The organism is Ruminococcus sp. CAG:57, assembly GCF_000435935.1.
Lineage (GTDB): Bacteria > Bacillota > Clostridia > Oscillospirales > Ruminococcaceae > Hominimerdicola > Hominimerdicola aceti.
The window spans coordinates 154,133-168,627 of record NZ_FR890716.1; the positions used below are offsets into that span (position 1 = coordinate 154,133).

General features: G+C 44.0%; 13 protein-coding genes and 2 tRNA genes. 8 read left to right on the plus strand and 7 right to left on the minus strand.

Features of this window, described 5'->3' with window-relative positions; all coding sequences use genetic code 11:
- Nucleotides 1-15: 15 nt before the first annotated feature.
- Nucleotides 16-1,743, minus strand: coding sequence for an indolepyruvate ferredoxin oxidoreductase subunit alpha (iorA, locus tag QVO88_RS05310; RefSeq protein ID WP_022287482.1), 1,728 nt, complete (start codon nucleotides 1,741-1,743; stop codon nucleotides 16-18).
- A gap of 591 nt (nucleotides 1,744-2,334) precedes the next feature.
- On the opposite strand from iorA, the gene QVO88_RS05315 reads away from it, so the two are divergent.
- The 6 genes from QVO88_RS05315 (at nucleotide 2,335) to QVO88_RS05340 (ending at nucleotide 7,437) form a co-directional block, all read left to right on the plus strand.
- On the plus strand, nucleotides 2,335-3,576 hold the full coding sequence (locus QVO88_RS05315) for a galactokinase family protein (RefSeq protein WP_022287483.1): 1,242 nt from the start codon (nucleotides 2,335-2,337) through the stop codon (nucleotides 3,574-3,576).
- A 13-nt stretch (nucleotides 3,577-3,589) separates the two neighbouring features.
- A complete protein-coding gene (locus QVO88_RS05320; protein WP_022287484.1) occupies nucleotides 3,590-4,126 on the plus strand; it encodes a hypothetical protein in 537 nt (178 codons plus the stop codon).
- A gap of 18 nt (nucleotides 4,127-4,144) precedes the next feature.
- Nucleotides 4,145-4,813 (plus strand): tRNA (guanosine(46)-N7)-methyltransferase TrmB, encoded by a 669-nt coding sequence (gene trmB / locus QVO88_RS05325; RefSeq protein ID WP_022287485.1) that lies wholly within the window; start codon nucleotides 4,145-4,147, stop codon nucleotides 4,811-4,813.
- A complete protein-coding gene (locus tag QVO88_RS05330; protein WP_022287486.1) occupies nucleotides 4,813-5,307 on the plus strand; it encodes a hypothetical protein in 495 nt (164 codons plus the stop codon). The genes trmB and QVO88_RS05330 overlap by 1 nt, the downstream gene beginning before the upstream one ends.
- Nucleotides 5,308-5,419: 112 nt before the next feature.
- Nucleotides 5,420-5,911 carry an RNA polymerase sigma factor gene (locus tag QVO88_RS05335; RefSeq protein WP_117864722.1) on the plus strand — a complete coding sequence of 164 codons (492 nt, stop codon included), beginning with the start codon at nucleotides 5,420-5,422 and terminating at the stop codon, nucleotides 5,909-5,911.
- Entirely contained in the window at nucleotides 5,908-7,437 is a 1,530-nt protein-coding gene (locus QVO88_RS05340; RefSeq protein WP_022287488.1) for a hypothetical protein, read from the plus strand. Before QVO88_RS05335 ends, QVO88_RS05340 begins: the two co-directional genes overlap by 4 nt.
- 167 nt (nucleotides 7,438-7,604) lie before the next feature.
- On the opposite strand, the gene ilvC is transcribed toward QVO88_RS05340, so the two are convergent.
- The 3 genes from ilvC to ilvB form a co-directional block, all read right to left on the minus strand.
- Complete coding sequence (gene ilvC, locus QVO88_RS05345; protein WP_022287489.1) at nucleotides 7,605-8,630, minus strand: ketol-acid reductoisomerase; 1,026 nt, start codon at nucleotides 8,628-8,630, stop codon at nucleotides 7,605-7,607.
- Between the two features lie 68 nt (nucleotides 8,631-8,698).
- The gene (gene ilvN, locus QVO88_RS05350) at nucleotides 8,699-9,196 is read right to left on the minus strand and encodes an acetolactate synthase small subunit (RefSeq protein ID WP_022287490.1); all 498 of its coding nucleotides are present in this window, start codon (nucleotides 9,194-9,196) and stop codon (nucleotides 8,699-8,701) included.
- 118 nt (nucleotides 9,197-9,314) lie between these two features.
- A complete protein-coding gene (ilvB, locus tag QVO88_RS05355) occupies nucleotides 9,315-10,940 on the minus strand; it encodes a biosynthetic-type acetolactate synthase large subunit (protein ID WP_022287491.1) in 1,626 nt (541 codons plus the stop codon).
- Between the two features lie 245 nt (nucleotides 10,941-11,185).
- On the opposite strand from ilvB, the gene QVO88_RS05360 reads away from it, so the two are divergent.
- A tRNA-Ser gene (locus QVO88_RS05360) sits at nucleotides 11,186-11,274 on the plus strand.
- Between the two features lie 22 nt (nucleotides 11,275-11,296).
- A tRNA-Ser gene (locus QVO88_RS05365) sits at nucleotides 11,297-11,386 on the plus strand.
- Nucleotides 11,387-11,495: 109 nt separating this feature from the next.
- Here QVO88_RS05365 and QVO88_RS05370 read toward each other — a convergent pair.
- From QVO88_RS05370 to QVO88_RS12305, 3 genes are all read right to left on the minus strand, one after another.
- Complete coding sequence (locus tag QVO88_RS05370; protein ID WP_022287492.1) at nucleotides 11,496-12,146, minus strand: YitT family protein; 651 nt, start codon at nucleotides 12,144-12,146, stop codon at nucleotides 11,496-11,498.
- Between the two features lie 121 nt (nucleotides 12,147-12,267).
- Nucleotides 12,268-13,872, minus strand: a complete 1,605-nt coding sequence (gene pckA, locus QVO88_RS05375) for a phosphoenolpyruvate carboxykinase (ATP) (RefSeq protein WP_022287493.1) — start codon at nucleotides 13,870-13,872, stop codon at nucleotides 12,268-12,270.
- Between the two features lie 508 nt (nucleotides 13,873-14,380).
- The coding region (locus tag QVO88_RS12305) for an NPXTG-anchored protein (protein WP_369678563.1) at nucleotides 14,381-14,495 on the minus strand (115 nt) is incomplete at its 5' end.

Sequence of the window (14,495 nt, forward strand, 5' to 3'; positions counted from 1 at the left end):
AAATATATGTTATCATTAGTCGCATATCGCACCCAGCTTACACATTTCCTTGCATATGCCGCAGCCTACGCACTGTGTATGGTCGATAACGCACTTGCCGTCATGGATAGATATAGCAGGACAGCCTATCTTCAAGCACTGCTTACAGCCAACGCACTTATCCTTGTTTACCTTGAGAGGTGGATTGTGCTTTACATATTTAAGAAGTGCGCATGGACGTCTTGAAATAATAACGCTTGGTTCTTCCTTGGCAAGCTCTTCCTTGATAACAGCCTCTGTTTCAGCCATGTGATATGGGTCAACGACTCTTACGCTCTTGATACCAAGTGAATGGCAGAGCATTTCAAGGTCAACGGCATAAGCAGGGTCGCCCTTAAGGTTTTTACCGGTTGTAGGGTTCTGCTGATGACCCGTCATACCTGTGATAGAGTTATCGAGAATGATAACAGTTGAATTTGTGGAGTTATATGCAACGTTCACAAGACCTGTCATACCGCTGTGCATGAATGTAGAGTCACCGATAACGGCAACAGACTTCTTCTCAGCCTCTGCACCTCTTGCCTTGTTAAATCCGTGAAGTCCGCTGATAGAAGCACCCATGCAGATAGTTGAATCCATAGCACAAAGCGGTGCTGTTGCGCCGAGAGTGTAACAGCCGATATCGCCTGATACCATAACGCCCAGCTTATGCAGGCAATAGAACAGACCTCTGTGAGGACATCCCGGACACATAACAGGAGGTCTTACAGGCACGTTATCCTCAAATGTGATATACTCAGGCTTCTCGCCAAGTATCTTTTCAGCAACGATAGTCTGTGATATCTCGCCCATAAGGCTGAAAAGCTCCTTGCCGATAACGTTCACACCGTTCTTCTTGCAATGTGTTTCGATAACATCGTCAAGTTCCTCGATCACATAGACCTTTTCGCACTTTGCGGCAAAGTCCTTTATTATCTGAATTGGCATTGGGTTTACGATACCGAGTTTGAGATATGAAGCCTTGTCGCCAAGTGCTTCCTTTGCATACTGATATGAGATACCGCTTGTGATAACGCCTATCTTTGTATCGTTCATCTCTACCTTGTTGAGCGGTGAAGTTTCGGCATAATCAGCGATAGCTTTCATTCTTGCCTCAACAACAGGGTGACGGCGGATAGCGTTACCAGGCATCATAACATACTTCTGGATATTCTTTTCATATGGGATATTCTCCCTTTCCTCTCTCTCGCAAAGCTCAACAGCTGACTGAGAGTGAGAAACTCTGGTGGACAGTCTTACGATAACAGGAACATCGAACTTTTCAGAAAGCTCGAAAGCAGCCTTAGCAAACTCCTTGCACTCTCCTGAATCGGAAGGCTCTATCATCATTGTCTTAGAAGCGATAGCATGGTGACGTGAATCCTGCTCGTTCTGTGACGAGTGCATACCAGGGTCATCGGCGACAGCTATTACCATACCTGCCGTTACGCCTGTGTAGCCTGCTGTGTAAAGAGGGTCAGCAGCAACGTTAAGACCAACGTGCTTCATTCCGCAGAAGCTTCTTGCACCGCCTATAGAAGCACCAAGAGCCACTTCCATTGCCACCTTTTCATTAGGCGCCCACTCAGCATATACCTCGTCATATTTTGCAACAGCTTCTGTTATCTCAGTTGACGGAGTACCAGGGTAAGATGATACAACCTTACAGCCTGCCTCATACAGACCTCTTGCAAACGCCTCGTTTCCAAGCATTAGTTTTTTCATACAATAAATCTTTCCTTTCACTGCACCGACCATTTTTTCGTGGTCGGTAGAAATAAACAATAATTAAAATAGATACAAGTAATTATACCACAAATTTCACCAAAATGCAACAACTTTTTTGATTTAAAGCACCAATAGAGTGTTATAAAAAGTTTGCTTACAGCAATTTTGTCAGTTTGCATAAAATATCAAGGGAGCTTCTGTGCAAAAATTCACCTATAGGCACACATACACGCACACATGAAACGTGCAGCGCACGTTTTGAGCAACAAAAAATAGATTGCCGACAGGCGATACAAGAGTGTTGCAAAAGGCTTAAACAAGCGGGACGTCGAGGGCGCCGTCCCCTACAATCAACGTAAATACGCTGTTTGTATGTAGGGGCGAACAGTGTTCGCCCGTTGATTTGACATTTTTGCAATAAAATAAATCGCCGCCAGGCGATACCATAATTCCTCATTCCTCACTCTTAACACTCCTCATTCCTCATTCTTACCTCCTCACTTGTTTAAAAAATTGTACTTGAAAAAAGAGCATAAATGTTGTATAATAACAAGGTATACTTATATTTACGTTCGGAGGATATACATAATGAAAAAATACACACTTGACGAGGTCTACACAGCCGATATGACAGCGTTTCAGAGAGAAAGATATAACAGAGTTGCAGATGAATTTGAAAAGCTTTTCGGTGAAAAGCCTACAGCCTTTTTCTCAGCTCCAGGCAGAACTGAGGTAGGCGGCAACCACACCGACCACAACTTCGGCTGTGTTCTTGCGGCAGGCGTTTCACTCGACGTTATTGCCGCTGTCGCTCCTGACAACGAAGAGAACGTTATTACAATAAAGTCCGAGGGCTTCCCAATGGACACTGTGAACGTTGATGACGACACTATCTACGAAGAGCAGAAAAACACATCTGCGGCACTTATAAGAGGTATGTCCGCAGGCTTTAAGAAGAATGGTCACAATGTCGGGGGCTTCAAGGCTTATGCTACTTCAAACGTGCTCAAAGGCTCTGGACTTTCTTCATCTGCGGCTTATGAAGTGCTTATCGGCACTATCCTCAACGGTCTTTACAACGATGGCGAGGTTTCTGCTGTGGAAATAGCTCAGATAGCTCAGTTTGCGGAAAATGTATATTTTGGCAAGCCGTCAGGTCTTATGGACCAAATGGCTTCATCAGTAGGCGGATTTATCACTATCGACTTTGCTGACGAAAAGCACCCTGTTATCGACTCTGTAAAGTTCGATTTCACAAAAAGCGGTCACGCACTGTGTATCGTTGACACAAAGGGCAACCATGCCGACCTCACCCCTGAGTATGCGGCTATCCCTGCGGAAATGAAGTCTGTTGCAGCTTTCTTTGGCAAAAAGGTGCTGAGAGAGATAACAAAGGAACAGCTTCTTGAAAACATCTGCGCTGTTAGAGAAAAGTGCAGTGACAGAGCTGTACTTAGAGCGCTCCACTTCTTTGACGATAACGAGAGAGTTGGCAAGGAAGCTTCCGCACTTTCAGAGGGCGACTTTAACGCTTTCCTGAGCCTTATCAATGAATCAGGCGATTCATCATTCAAATATCTTCAGAACATCTATGCCTCTTCTGCTCCAAACGAGCAGGGCCTTTCACTGGCTTTGTATCTCGCAAATCAGGCTCTTGGCGGTGAGGGTGCTTGCAGAGTTCACGGCGGTGGCTTTGCAGGAACTATCCAAGCGTTCGTACCTGAAAAGAAGCTTGAAGCTTTCAAGGCTGAAATGGAGAGAGTATTCGGTGAAGGCTCATGCTATGTGCTGTCCATAAGACCTGTTGGCGGCGTGCAGATCGACCTTTAATATAGGAGTTGTCATGAAAAATCCATTTGCAGGCTTGAAGAAAAAGCAGGTGAAGTTGCAGTTTTCCACCTGCGGAGAGATAATGATAGACGGACTTCCCTTTGCTTTCGGAGTGGAGAGTGCAGGGAAAGCGTCAGACAAAGGGCTTTGCGTCTCGATATCCGGTGAAGCTGTCAATGACGGACGTGTTACCTTTTCAAACCTTGAATACTACGAAAACCATGGCGGAAAGATAACCCTTGTGAAGCATGGCTTTTCACTTGTCACCAAAAAGGACGGCAAGAAAATTTATCAGGCGAAGTTTACCAAAATACCTATCACCGAAAAGGACACCTCAGTGCTTTTCAGAAAGCTCACCGAGGAAGAGGTCGTCCAACGACTCAACTGCGAGATAGCTTTTAAGGTGACCCCTCATTTCAGCGGTGAGGACACACCCGAAGTCATGCTCACAGTTTATCCTTATGAAAATATGCTCACAGGGTCGGCTGTGCAGTGGCTAAAGGTCACGTCCGACAAGGACTATTTTCTGCACAAATATTCTAATAAATAACAGGAGAGTTTATCCCATATGAGAATGAGAAGAAAGAAAAATCTTGAGGCACGTCTTGAAGCCTGCGGAGATTATATTTTATATCTTGACCGTGACGAGAAGAATTTTCAGGACAAATCAAACAAACAGCTTATTGACTTTGAGAAGATATTCGGAAACAGCAATCCCCTTGTGCTGGAGATAGGCTGTGGAAAGGGTCAGTTTGCAAGAGAGATAGCAAAGAGAAATCCTGACAAGAATTTCCTTGCAGTAGAAAAAAGCAGTAACGTTATAGTTGACGCCGCACAAATGGCTATAGACGAGGGCATACCGAACCTGAGATTTGCAAGGGGCGAGGCTGAATATCTGGATTGCTTTATCCCTGAAAAGTCAGTGGAGTGTATCTATCTTAACTTTAGCTGTCCATATCCTAAAAATACATATGCACGTCATAGGCTCACATACCGAGCTTTTCTTGAAATATACAGACGTATTCTTGTGGACAAAGGCGAGATATACCAAAAAACCGACAATATGCACTTTTTTGAGTTCTCCTTGGAGGAGTTCTCTGCGGCAAATTACGGACTTAAAAACATTTCTCTCGACCTTCACAACAGCGGCTTCGAGGGCAATATCGAAACGGAATATGAGAAGAAATTCTCAGATATGGGTATGCCTATCTACAGATTGGAGGCGTTCGTAAAATAATGAGCGAGCAGATAAATCCAATTGTCAGCGAGAAAGATATGGGTGCTGACGGCAAGCTTCGCAAATGGTCAACAGGCAGAAAAGTCAAGTGGATAATTTGGATAGTCGTTATTCTTGCAGTAGCACTCGGCTTTTGGCATCAGCATTATATGCGCTCCGACAGCCAGATAAAAGCCGTTTTCGATGACAATAAGGCTAACTTTCAGACCACTGCGGAATTTATGATAGAAAGCATTTCATGCGAAAAGCCGACACTACCAAAGGGCAAATGCTCCATTAAATCACTCACTGAAAACAATGCCTGCAAGTCTGTGAAGAAAGAGCTTGAGGAGCTGGAGCGCAGGAACGTTACATACATCGACAGCGACGGCTTGACAGTGAAATTTTATACCATTTATGATCATTACTATATTTACCGCTCACCACTAAGTTCATCAGGGGGCGAGGATAACCTCGGCAATGGCTGGTCTTATGTAAAAACAAGTAAAAGCTGATTTTTTATGGACGAAAAAATTATTTTTCGTCCATTTTTTTATGCAATCAAACGGTCTTTACATTCGTGTTATAGATGAAAGGCTTTTCAAAACAACAAAGGAGGTGACAGCTTTGACAAGAGATATTGACTACATAGTTGACAAATTTTCAGACGATATCTACCGAGCGGCACTGGCAGTCACAGGCAGCGTTCACGAGGCGGAGGATATAGTCAGCGAGGTCATAATAAAATATTTCACAAGGCAGGGTGAGCTTTTCTTCAATGATGACGAGCATCTTAAAGCGTGGCTGCTGAGAACGGCGATAAATCTATCCAAAGACCTGCTAAGGTCGGCAGGCAGACGTCTGCGTGCAGAAAATGAGGTAAGTGCAAGCAGCGATTTTTCATCACCTGATATGCAGATAGATGTGCAAAACGCTATAAACAGGCTGGATAAAAAATACAGGATAGTGCTTTATCTTTTTTATTATCAAGGCTGCAAGACCGATGAGATAGCCGACATTTTGGGAACAAGCAAGGGCACGGTCACATCAAGGCTGAAAAGAGCAAGAGAAAAACTAAAGCTTTCACTTTCAGACTACGAAAAGGAGATGAGCGTATGAACGAAAGAGATATAAAGAATTATTTTGCAAACGCAAGCCTATCGGAACAAAAGAAAGATCAGCTCAAAGAAACGCTCAAAAAGCGTTTTCCACAACAAAACGGAGATATAAATACGGATACTTTCACACCACAAACCGAGCCGACACAGCCTGCCATAGTCGCAAGACACAAGGGTGCAAAGGTAGTTGCGGCAGCGGCGGCAGTGGCGCTTGTAATGTCAGGCGGAATTTACATGACAAGAAATATCCATGACTACGAGCCGAACGCAGGCACAGCTCCACCTGCAAACAGCAGTGTATCCGGCGATACAGGTACACTGCAGTTGTGTTCAGCAGACTTTATAAAGCTTGCAGACACAGTGCTTGAAAGCGCAAATTTTACGGTAGGAAATCTCGACATAATACAAAACAGCCCTGCATACTGCGATATTGTCTACAGCGGCAACTATGACGAAAATATCGAGGGCAAGGAACACGGCACAAGGTATTACGTTGACCTGCTGGAGAAAACCGACAGCGGACTTCCAAGCGTGGATTTTTTGACAGATGATAACAGCTATGAGCCAAATTCTTTGGTAATCGATATCCTGTCGGAGATAAAAACCCTTGATGAGGACGCTTTTAACAAGGCGGTGAATTGCAGAATAGAAGCCCATATTGAGAATAACAACTGCAAGATAACCATTTCAGACAGCGATAACAGCGTTTCTCTCAAATACGGAAGCGGCGAAAGCTTCACTGAAAATGCCAAAATTATAGCTCAAACCCTCAAAAATGACCTGCTGGATATCTATGACGAAAGCTCTATGAAAAACCCAGACAATGCCATTTTTAGCTACTCCCCTGCTGACTATAATTATTACAACGATATCATGAACAGCAACAATACAACAGAATATGTAAAGTCAGACTATGCGCAAAATGGATATATCACAAACGAAAGTCTGAACCTCCTGACCCTGAATATCGTCAACGATTCGGACATACAGTTCAATATGGCGACAGATTATTTCACTGTGGATATGTTCACAAACAGATTTACTCTGTATAGCTACGCCAATGACGGAAGCTGGGCGGTGTATGATTCCGCTCCGTTTTCAAGCACCAGCACTGTGGAAGCTGACCCGTCAGCCACGGCGCAGTATATTTTTGAAAAGGCGCAGGCGCTTGTAACAAAGTATAACACCAGCGGCAAGAAGCTTCACTTTGACAATGTGACCTCACTCGACCTTGCGAAAGAGCTTGCAATGTCGTATGTGCCAGATATGGACAAAGAAGATAACATCACGCCGGAGCTTTTCGCATATGGACTTTGGGTAGAAACTCTGCCATATGACAAAGAGTCCAGCTCCTATGATTTATCCGGACTTGACTTTTCAATATACTTTGAAAAGGATAAGGACGGCAGTGCATATGATGTAACCCAGGTGGATGTCACAGTTGAGGGGGATATGGTTTATTCATACACCACTGATGAGCATGACAGCGTTGAAACTTATGACCAAAATGACAGTGCATTATCTTAACAAAACAATGTTGGTAGCTCGGTTGCTCACTAAACAAAGGTAGAGTTACCGAGCCACAAAATAAAAGCTATGCTCCAAGATAGAGTAGCGAAGTAAAAAAAGAAAAAAGTGACCTGCAAAGTTAATTGCAAGTCGCTTTTCTTTATGCAATAATATTTATCTGCAAATTAGTTGTTGATGAGCTTCTCGTCATCGTTGTTCCAGCTGTAGAGCTTTCTGATCTCCTTACCAACCTTCTCAGAAGGATGCTCAGCGTGGAGCTTTCTCATAGCCTTGAAGTGTACCTGTGAACCTGCGTCAGACATATCAAGGAGGAAGTCCTTAGCGAATGTACCGTCCTGAATGTCAGACAGAACCTTCTTCATAGCCTTCTTAGTGTCCTCAGTAACGATCTTTGGACCTGTGACATAGTCGCCGTACTCAGCTGTGTTAGAGATAGAATATCTCATGCCCTCGAAACCTGACTGATAGATAAGGTCAACGATGAGCTTCATCTCATGGATACACTCAAAGTATGCGTTTCTTGGGTCATAACCAGCTTCGCAAAGTGTTTCAAAACCAGCCTGCATAAGTGCGCAAACACCACCGCAGAGAACTGCCTGCTCACCGAAGAGGTCTGTTTCTGTTTCTGTTCTGAATGTTGTCTCAAGAACACCTGCTCTTGCTCCGCCGATACCAAGTGCATATGCAAGTCCGATATCCTGTGCGTTGCCTGTTGCGTCCTGCTCAACTGCGATAAGGCAAGGTGTACCCTTACCAGCCTGATACTCAGAACGTACTGTGTGACCAGGAGCCTTAGGCGCGATCATGATAACATTGACATTCTTTGGTGGTACGATGCAGCCAAAGTGAATGTTAAAGCCGTGTGCGAATGCAAGAGTCTTACCCTCTGTGAGGTATGGCTCGATAGATTTCTTATAAAGTGCAGCCTGCTTCTCATCAGGAATAAGGATCATGATGATGTCAGATGTCTTTGCAGCTTCCTCAGTTGTCATAACTGTAAGACCCTGCTGCTCAGCCTTTGCCCAGCTCTTAGAACCTTCGTAAAGACCTACTACTACGTCAACACCGCTCTCCTTAAGGTTGAGTGCATGAGCGTGACCCTGTGAACCGTAACCGATAATGGCAACTCTCTTACCCTTGAGTACGTTAATGTCGCAATCCTGCTGATAGAATATTCTTGCCTGTGCCATTGTTAATTCCTCCAAATTCAGAAATTTAAGATTTATTTTATGTAGCCTTTCGGCTATATAATCAAAGTTTATTTGCCTGCATTGAATGTGTCAGAGCCTTTCTCTATTGCGATAGTGCCTGTTCTTACCATTTCGATTATTCCGTAAGGTGCTATGACCTCCTCAAATCTGCAAAGGTGAGCGTAAGTGTCGCAAAGCTCCAATGTCATTGTCGTAAGCGTTATATCCATGACCTTAGCCCCTGTGATATCCGCAATAGTCATTATCTCACTGCGTCTGTTTGCGACCGCAGACACCTTGACTATCATAAGTTCTCTTGCGAGATACTCATTAGCCTCAAATGTCTTTACCTTGATGACCTCTATAAGCTTATTGAGCTGTTTCTCGATCTGCTCAACTGTATGCTCGTCACCGTCAGCAACTATCGTTATTCTTGAAACGTCAGGGTCATGAGTTGGACCTACTGCAAGGCTCTCGATATTGAACCCACGTCTTGAAAACAGTCCGGAAATTCTTGATAGAACACCGCTGTGGTTTTCTACAAGAACTGAGATCGTATGTTTCATAAATCAACCTCCATAAGGAAACCTTTCCTTGTTTATTTATTATATCAGCTTATTATTAAAATTTTTTGAACGCAAACGCTATATACTGTAAACGCTACAGATAGTTAAAATATTGGCCTTATAATGTTGGCATATCCTTATCCACAACGACTTCAACAAGGCAAATGCCTTTATGTTCAGCAAGCATCTCGACGCCCTTTTCCATGGTCGCATCGTCATAAACTCTCATTGCAGGTATGCCATAAGCTTCTGCAAGCTTAATAAAGTCAGGAGAGCCGTCAAGAAAAACTGCTGTCTGTCTGTCATGATAGCCGTTTGTCTGAAGCTCTCTTACCATGCCAAGGCGGTTGTTTGTCATTACTACCACCTTTATATCAACACCGAACTGAACGGCTGTTGCAAGCTCCATGAACGACATCTGAAAAGCTCCGTCACCGCATATAGCAACTGTTGCTCTGCTGTTGTCAGCCATTTTTGCACCTATTGCCGCAGGCACAGAATAGCCCATCGTACCCATGCCGCCTGAGGTAAGAAGTCTGCCCTCTTTGCGGAACTTATATTCAGTGCAGGTCCATATCTGATTTTGTCCAACGTCCGCCACAACAGTAACATTGGCAGGCATTTTCTTTGCAAGCCTGTCGATAAACACCCTCGGATTAACAGTACCCTTTGCAGGCTCAACATACTTTCTCTCGCCCCCAAGGGTCTTGATGTGAGCTATCCACTCATCGTGCTTCATAGGCTTTGCAAGCTCCGTCATTTGCTGTAAAACAAGCTTTGCGTCACCAACGAGAGGCAGGTCAGCACCGATATTCTTGCCTATCTCCGCAGGGTCGATATCTATATGTATTATCTTAGTAGTTTTCTCCAGAGCCAAAGGTGTTTTAACGGCTCTGTCGCCAACTCTTGCACCCACAAGGAACAGCACGTCGCACTCGTTCACAGCGGCGTTTGCCATTTTAACACCGTGAGTTCCTATCATGCCGCAGAAAAGCTGGTCGTCATCAGGAAAAACAGAAATGCCCATCATAGTTGTGATAACAGGTATCTGCATAAGGTCGGCAAGCTCTCTTATCTCGTTCTCAGCGTGAGCGGCAAAAACGCCTCCGCCAATACAGATAAGCGGCTTCTCAGCCTCTTCCAGTGCCGCCATTACACGCCTTACCTGAACGTAGTTGCCCTTTGTGGTAGGCTTATAGCTTCTTATCTCGCACTTTTCAGGATACTCAAAGTCGATAACAGCTTTCTGAACGTCCATAGGGATATCTATAAGCACTGGACCCGGTCTGCCCGTACCTGCGATATAGAAAGCTTCCTTGAACACTCTCGCAGTGTCCTCAGGGTCTTTGAGAAGATAGCTGTGCTTAACGAACGGCTCAGCCGAGCCTGTAATGTCAGCCTCCTGAAAAACGTCAGAGCCTATCTGGTCGGTATTCACCTGACCTGTTATGCACACGATAGGTATAGAATCCGCATAAGCGGTAGCAATAGCAGTAATAAGATTAGTTGCACCCGGACCTGATGTAGCGATACAGACCGCAGGCTTGCCTGAAATTCGTGCATAGCCGTTAGCCGCATGACCACCGTTAGCTTCCTGTCTCACGAGCACCTGCCTGATGTCGTTTTCAGCATCCAGCAAAGCGTCATAGAAAGGACAGATAGCAGCTCCGGGATAGCCAAAGACGACTTTTACGTTCTCAGCTTTCAAACATTCAACCATAGCCTGACTTACAGTCATCTTCATAATAAAGTCGCCTCCATAAAAAATTTTCTGTATAAATTATCATATAAAGTGATAAAACATACAAAGCTGTGATTTATTATACCATATTTATAAGATTTCGTCAAGTATCGTTAGCATACGAAGGAATATTTATGCTTCAAAAAATTTCGCAAAAAATTTTGAAAAAGGGGTTGACAAGACAGATGAACTGTGCTATAATAATTAAGTCGCTGAGAGAGAACGACACAAAAACAAATAATTAATGTGGACAGGTGTCCGAGTGGTTTAAGGAGCTGGTCTTGAAAACCAGTGATACGGCAACGTACCGTGGGTTCGAATCCCACCCTGTCCGCCACATTTTTTATATATACAGGTTTGCGGATTTACCCAAGTGGTGAAGGGGCTCCCCTGCTAAGGGAGTAGGTCTGGAAACGGGCGCGAGAGTTCAAATCTCTCAATCCGCGCCAGCAAAAGTCTAAGCTTTTGCTTGTATCCGCTTTACGTTATGTAGAGCGGATTTTTTTATTATATAAATACACAAATGCCGCAGAGATATCTGTCCTCTGCGGCGTTTTTTTATTCTGCAAGCCCTGCGGCACTTTTCATTCTGTTTTTGAAGAAATGGTCGAATACTGCCACACACCTTCCCACAAGGAGCATTGCCGCCACCGTTCCGATACCGATACCTATTATCCGCTTGTCAAACAGCAGACCTATCACGCAGGCAATGGCAACACACGATGCGTCAAGAATATTCTTGCCAAAGCCCATGTTCTTTCCAAAGGCTTTTCCTATAGCCTGGGCAAGACCGTCGGCTGGGTTCGGCACGAACTTCATGGCTATCATCATTGACATTCCCGCACCCGTGCAGATTATCGCTGCTGCAAGATACAGCGTGTTTTCCCACAAATGTCCGAAATTGAAATCAAGCAGCTTTGAAAACATATTCAGCAGCAGGCTGAACACAATACTGAATGGTATTTGCAGCCAGTCTATAACAGTTCTGTCGCTACCTTTTATTATCATTTCTATCACAACGAACAGTGCATATGTAGCAAAAGTCACAAGAGAAAAATTCACGTCCCATATACTCGATATGGCAAATGGCACTGATATAATAGTGGATACACCTAGCCCTGTTTTGATGTTCATCGTTATCCCTGCGGCAAGTATCACAAGCCCCATGGCATATATAGCCGCCCTTGCGGCATAATTCTTCTTTTCCAAACCAAATTCGCCTCCATACCAATTATACCACCTTCATCACACTTTTTCAAGAGCACAAAAAAGCTGCCGCACCAAAAGGCACAGCAGCTTTTATACTATATAATAGTATCAGAGTTATTGATTATTCCTTTGGACCTGCTGATACAAGAGCCTTACCTGCTGGGTTGCCCTCATACTTAGCAAAGTTCTTAACAAATCTGCTTGCAAGATCCTTAGCCTTTGTCTCCCACTCGGAAGCGTCAGCATATGTGTCACGAGGATCGAGAATTGCAGGATCAACACCTGGAAGCTCTGTTGGAACTTCAAAGTCAAAGTGTGGTATCTTCTTTGTAGGTGCGTTGAGAATATCGCCGTTAAGGATAGCGTCGATAATTCCACGAGTATCCTTGATAGAGATTCTCTTGCCTGTGCCGTTCCAACCTGTGTTTACCAGGTATGCCTTAGCACCGCTCTTCTGCATCTTCTTAACAAGCTCTTCAGCATACTTTGTTGGGTGAAGCTCAAGGAAAGCCTGACCGAAGCAAGCTGAGAATGTTGGTGTAGGCTCAGTGATTCCACGCTCTGTACCTGCAAGCTTTGCAGTAAAGCCAGAGAGGAAGTAATACTGTGTCTGCTCTGGTGTGAGGATAGATACTGGAGGCAGTACACCAAATGCGTCTGCTGAAAGGAAGATAACGTTCTTTGCAGCAGGTGCAGAAGAAATAGGTCTTACAATGTTCTGGATATGGTCGATAGGATAAGATACACGAGTGTTCTCTGTAACGCTCTTATCAGCAAAGTCGATCTTGCCGTTCTCGTCAAGAGTTACGTTCTCAAGAAGAGCGTCTCTTCTGATAGCGTTGTAGATATCAGGCTCAGAATCCTTATCAAGGTTGATTACCTTAGCATAGCAGCCGCCCTCGAAGTTGAATACTCCGTTGTCGTCCCAGCCGTGCTCGTCGTCACCGATAAGAAGTCTCTTAGGGTCTGTAGAAAGTGTTGTCTTACCTGTACCGGACAGACCAAAGAAGATAGCTGTGTTCTCACCGTTCTTGTCTGTGTTAGCTGAGCAGTGCATTGAAGCCATGCCCTTGAGTGGAAGGAAGTAGTTCATCATTGAGAACATACCCTTCTTCATCTCTCCACCGTACCAAGTGTTGATGATTACCTGCTCACGGCTTGTGATGTTGAACATAACAGCTGTCTCAGAGTTAAGACCAAGCTCCTTATAGTTCTCTACCTTAGCCTTTGAAGCGTTGTATACAACGAAGTCAGGCTCAAAGTTCTCAAGCTCCTCAGCAGTTGGCTTGATAAACATATTTGTTACAAAGTGAGCCTGCCAAGCAACCTCAACGATGAAACGGATAGCCATTCTTGTATCCTTGTTAGCGCCGCAGAATGCGTCAACTACGAAAAGTCTCTTATTTGAAAGCTCCTTGATAGCGAGTTCCTTAACAGACTTCCAAGCCTCCTGTGAAGCTGGGTGGTTGTCGTTCTTGTACTCGTCAGAAGTCCACCAAACAGTGTCCTTAGAATTTTCGTCCATAACGATGAACTTATCTTTAGGTGAACGGCCTGTATAAACGCCTGTCATAACGTTTACTGCGCCAAGCTCACTTTCCTGACCCTTTTCATAGCCTTCGAGTGTTGGCTTTGTTTCTTCCTCGAACAGCTGCTCGTAAGAAGGATTGTAAACAACTTCTGTAGTTCCGGTGATACCGTACTTGCTCAAATCGATCTTTGACATGTTGCAATAACTCCTTTTCAAAAAAATATCGTTAATAGGCGCTATAATGAAACAGCACACGCCGGCACATTCATTTTCTTTCCTTATTATAAAGCATAAGCTATACAGAAATTCATCTGACAATTGAAAACACACTGCCAGCATTTCATGCTGTGCTCCTATTACAGCAATATAATTATACCACATATTTTTCTGAATTGCAAGGGTAAACGCAGATTTTGTGAGCTGATTTTTTACATTTCGCTTAAATCTATAACGATTTTTTATGAATAAATGTAATTTCATGGTATAAAATAGATAATAAAAGATATTGACTATTATCAATAGTTAGTCTAAGCTTGCGCGGACGATTTTGCAGTATCAATATAAAATAATTGCATTTTTATGCTTCTTTGCAAAAAAAATGCCCCAAATTATGCAGGCAAATCCCGCTTTCCTGCAAACAGAAAAAAGGCAGTCCACAAGGAACTGCCCTTCTCCGAAATATCAACAATAGGGGAGATCTTATTTACTTTTTCTTCTTAGCCATGACCACAGCCGCACCGCTCAGAAGTGCAAGAGCGAATGCTCCTCCAGCAACGCCGGTTGATGGGTTTGTGTTTGAAGCGTTTGAAGCTGCCTTT

Bases quoted from the DNA above. Each gene is read 5' to 3' on its own strand.
- trmB (WP_022287485.1), top strand. From the start codon at position 4,145: ATGAGAATGAGAAGAAAGAAAAATCTTGAGGCACGTCTTGAAGCCTGC.
- iorA (WP_022287482.1), bottom strand. From the start codon at position 1,743: ATGAAAAAACTAATGCTTGGAAACGAGGCGTTTGCAAGAGGTCTGTAT.
- QVO88_RS05315 (WP_022287483.1), top strand. From the start codon at position 2,335: ATGAAAAAATACACACTTGACGAGGTCTACACAGCCGATATGACAGCG.
- QVO88_RS05330 (WP_022287486.1), top strand. From the start codon at position 4,813: ATGAGCGAGCAGATAAATCCAATTGTCAGCGAGAAAGATATGGGTGCT.
- QVO88_RS05320 (WP_022287484.1), top strand. From the start codon at position 3,590: ATGAAAAATCCATTTGCAGGCTTGAAGAAAAAGCAGGTGAAGTTGCAG.
- ilvB (WP_022287491.1), bottom strand. From the start codon at position 10,940: ATGAAGATGACTGTAAGTCAGGCTATGGTTGAATGTTTGAAAGCTGAG.
- pckA (WP_022287493.1), bottom strand. From the start codon at position 13,872: ATGTCAAAGATCGATTTGAGCAAGTACGGTATCACCGGAACTACAGAA.
- ilvC (WP_022287489.1), bottom strand. From the start codon at position 8,630: ATGGCACAGGCAAGAATATTCTATCAGCAGGATTGCGACATTAACGTA.
- QVO88_RS05340 (WP_022287488.1), top strand. From the start codon at position 5,908: ATGAACGAAAGAGATATAAAGAATTATTTTGCAAACGCAAGCCTATCG.
- ilvN (WP_022287490.1), bottom strand. From the start codon at position 9,196: ATGAAACATACGATCTCAGTTCTTGTAGAAAACCACAGCGGTGTTCTA.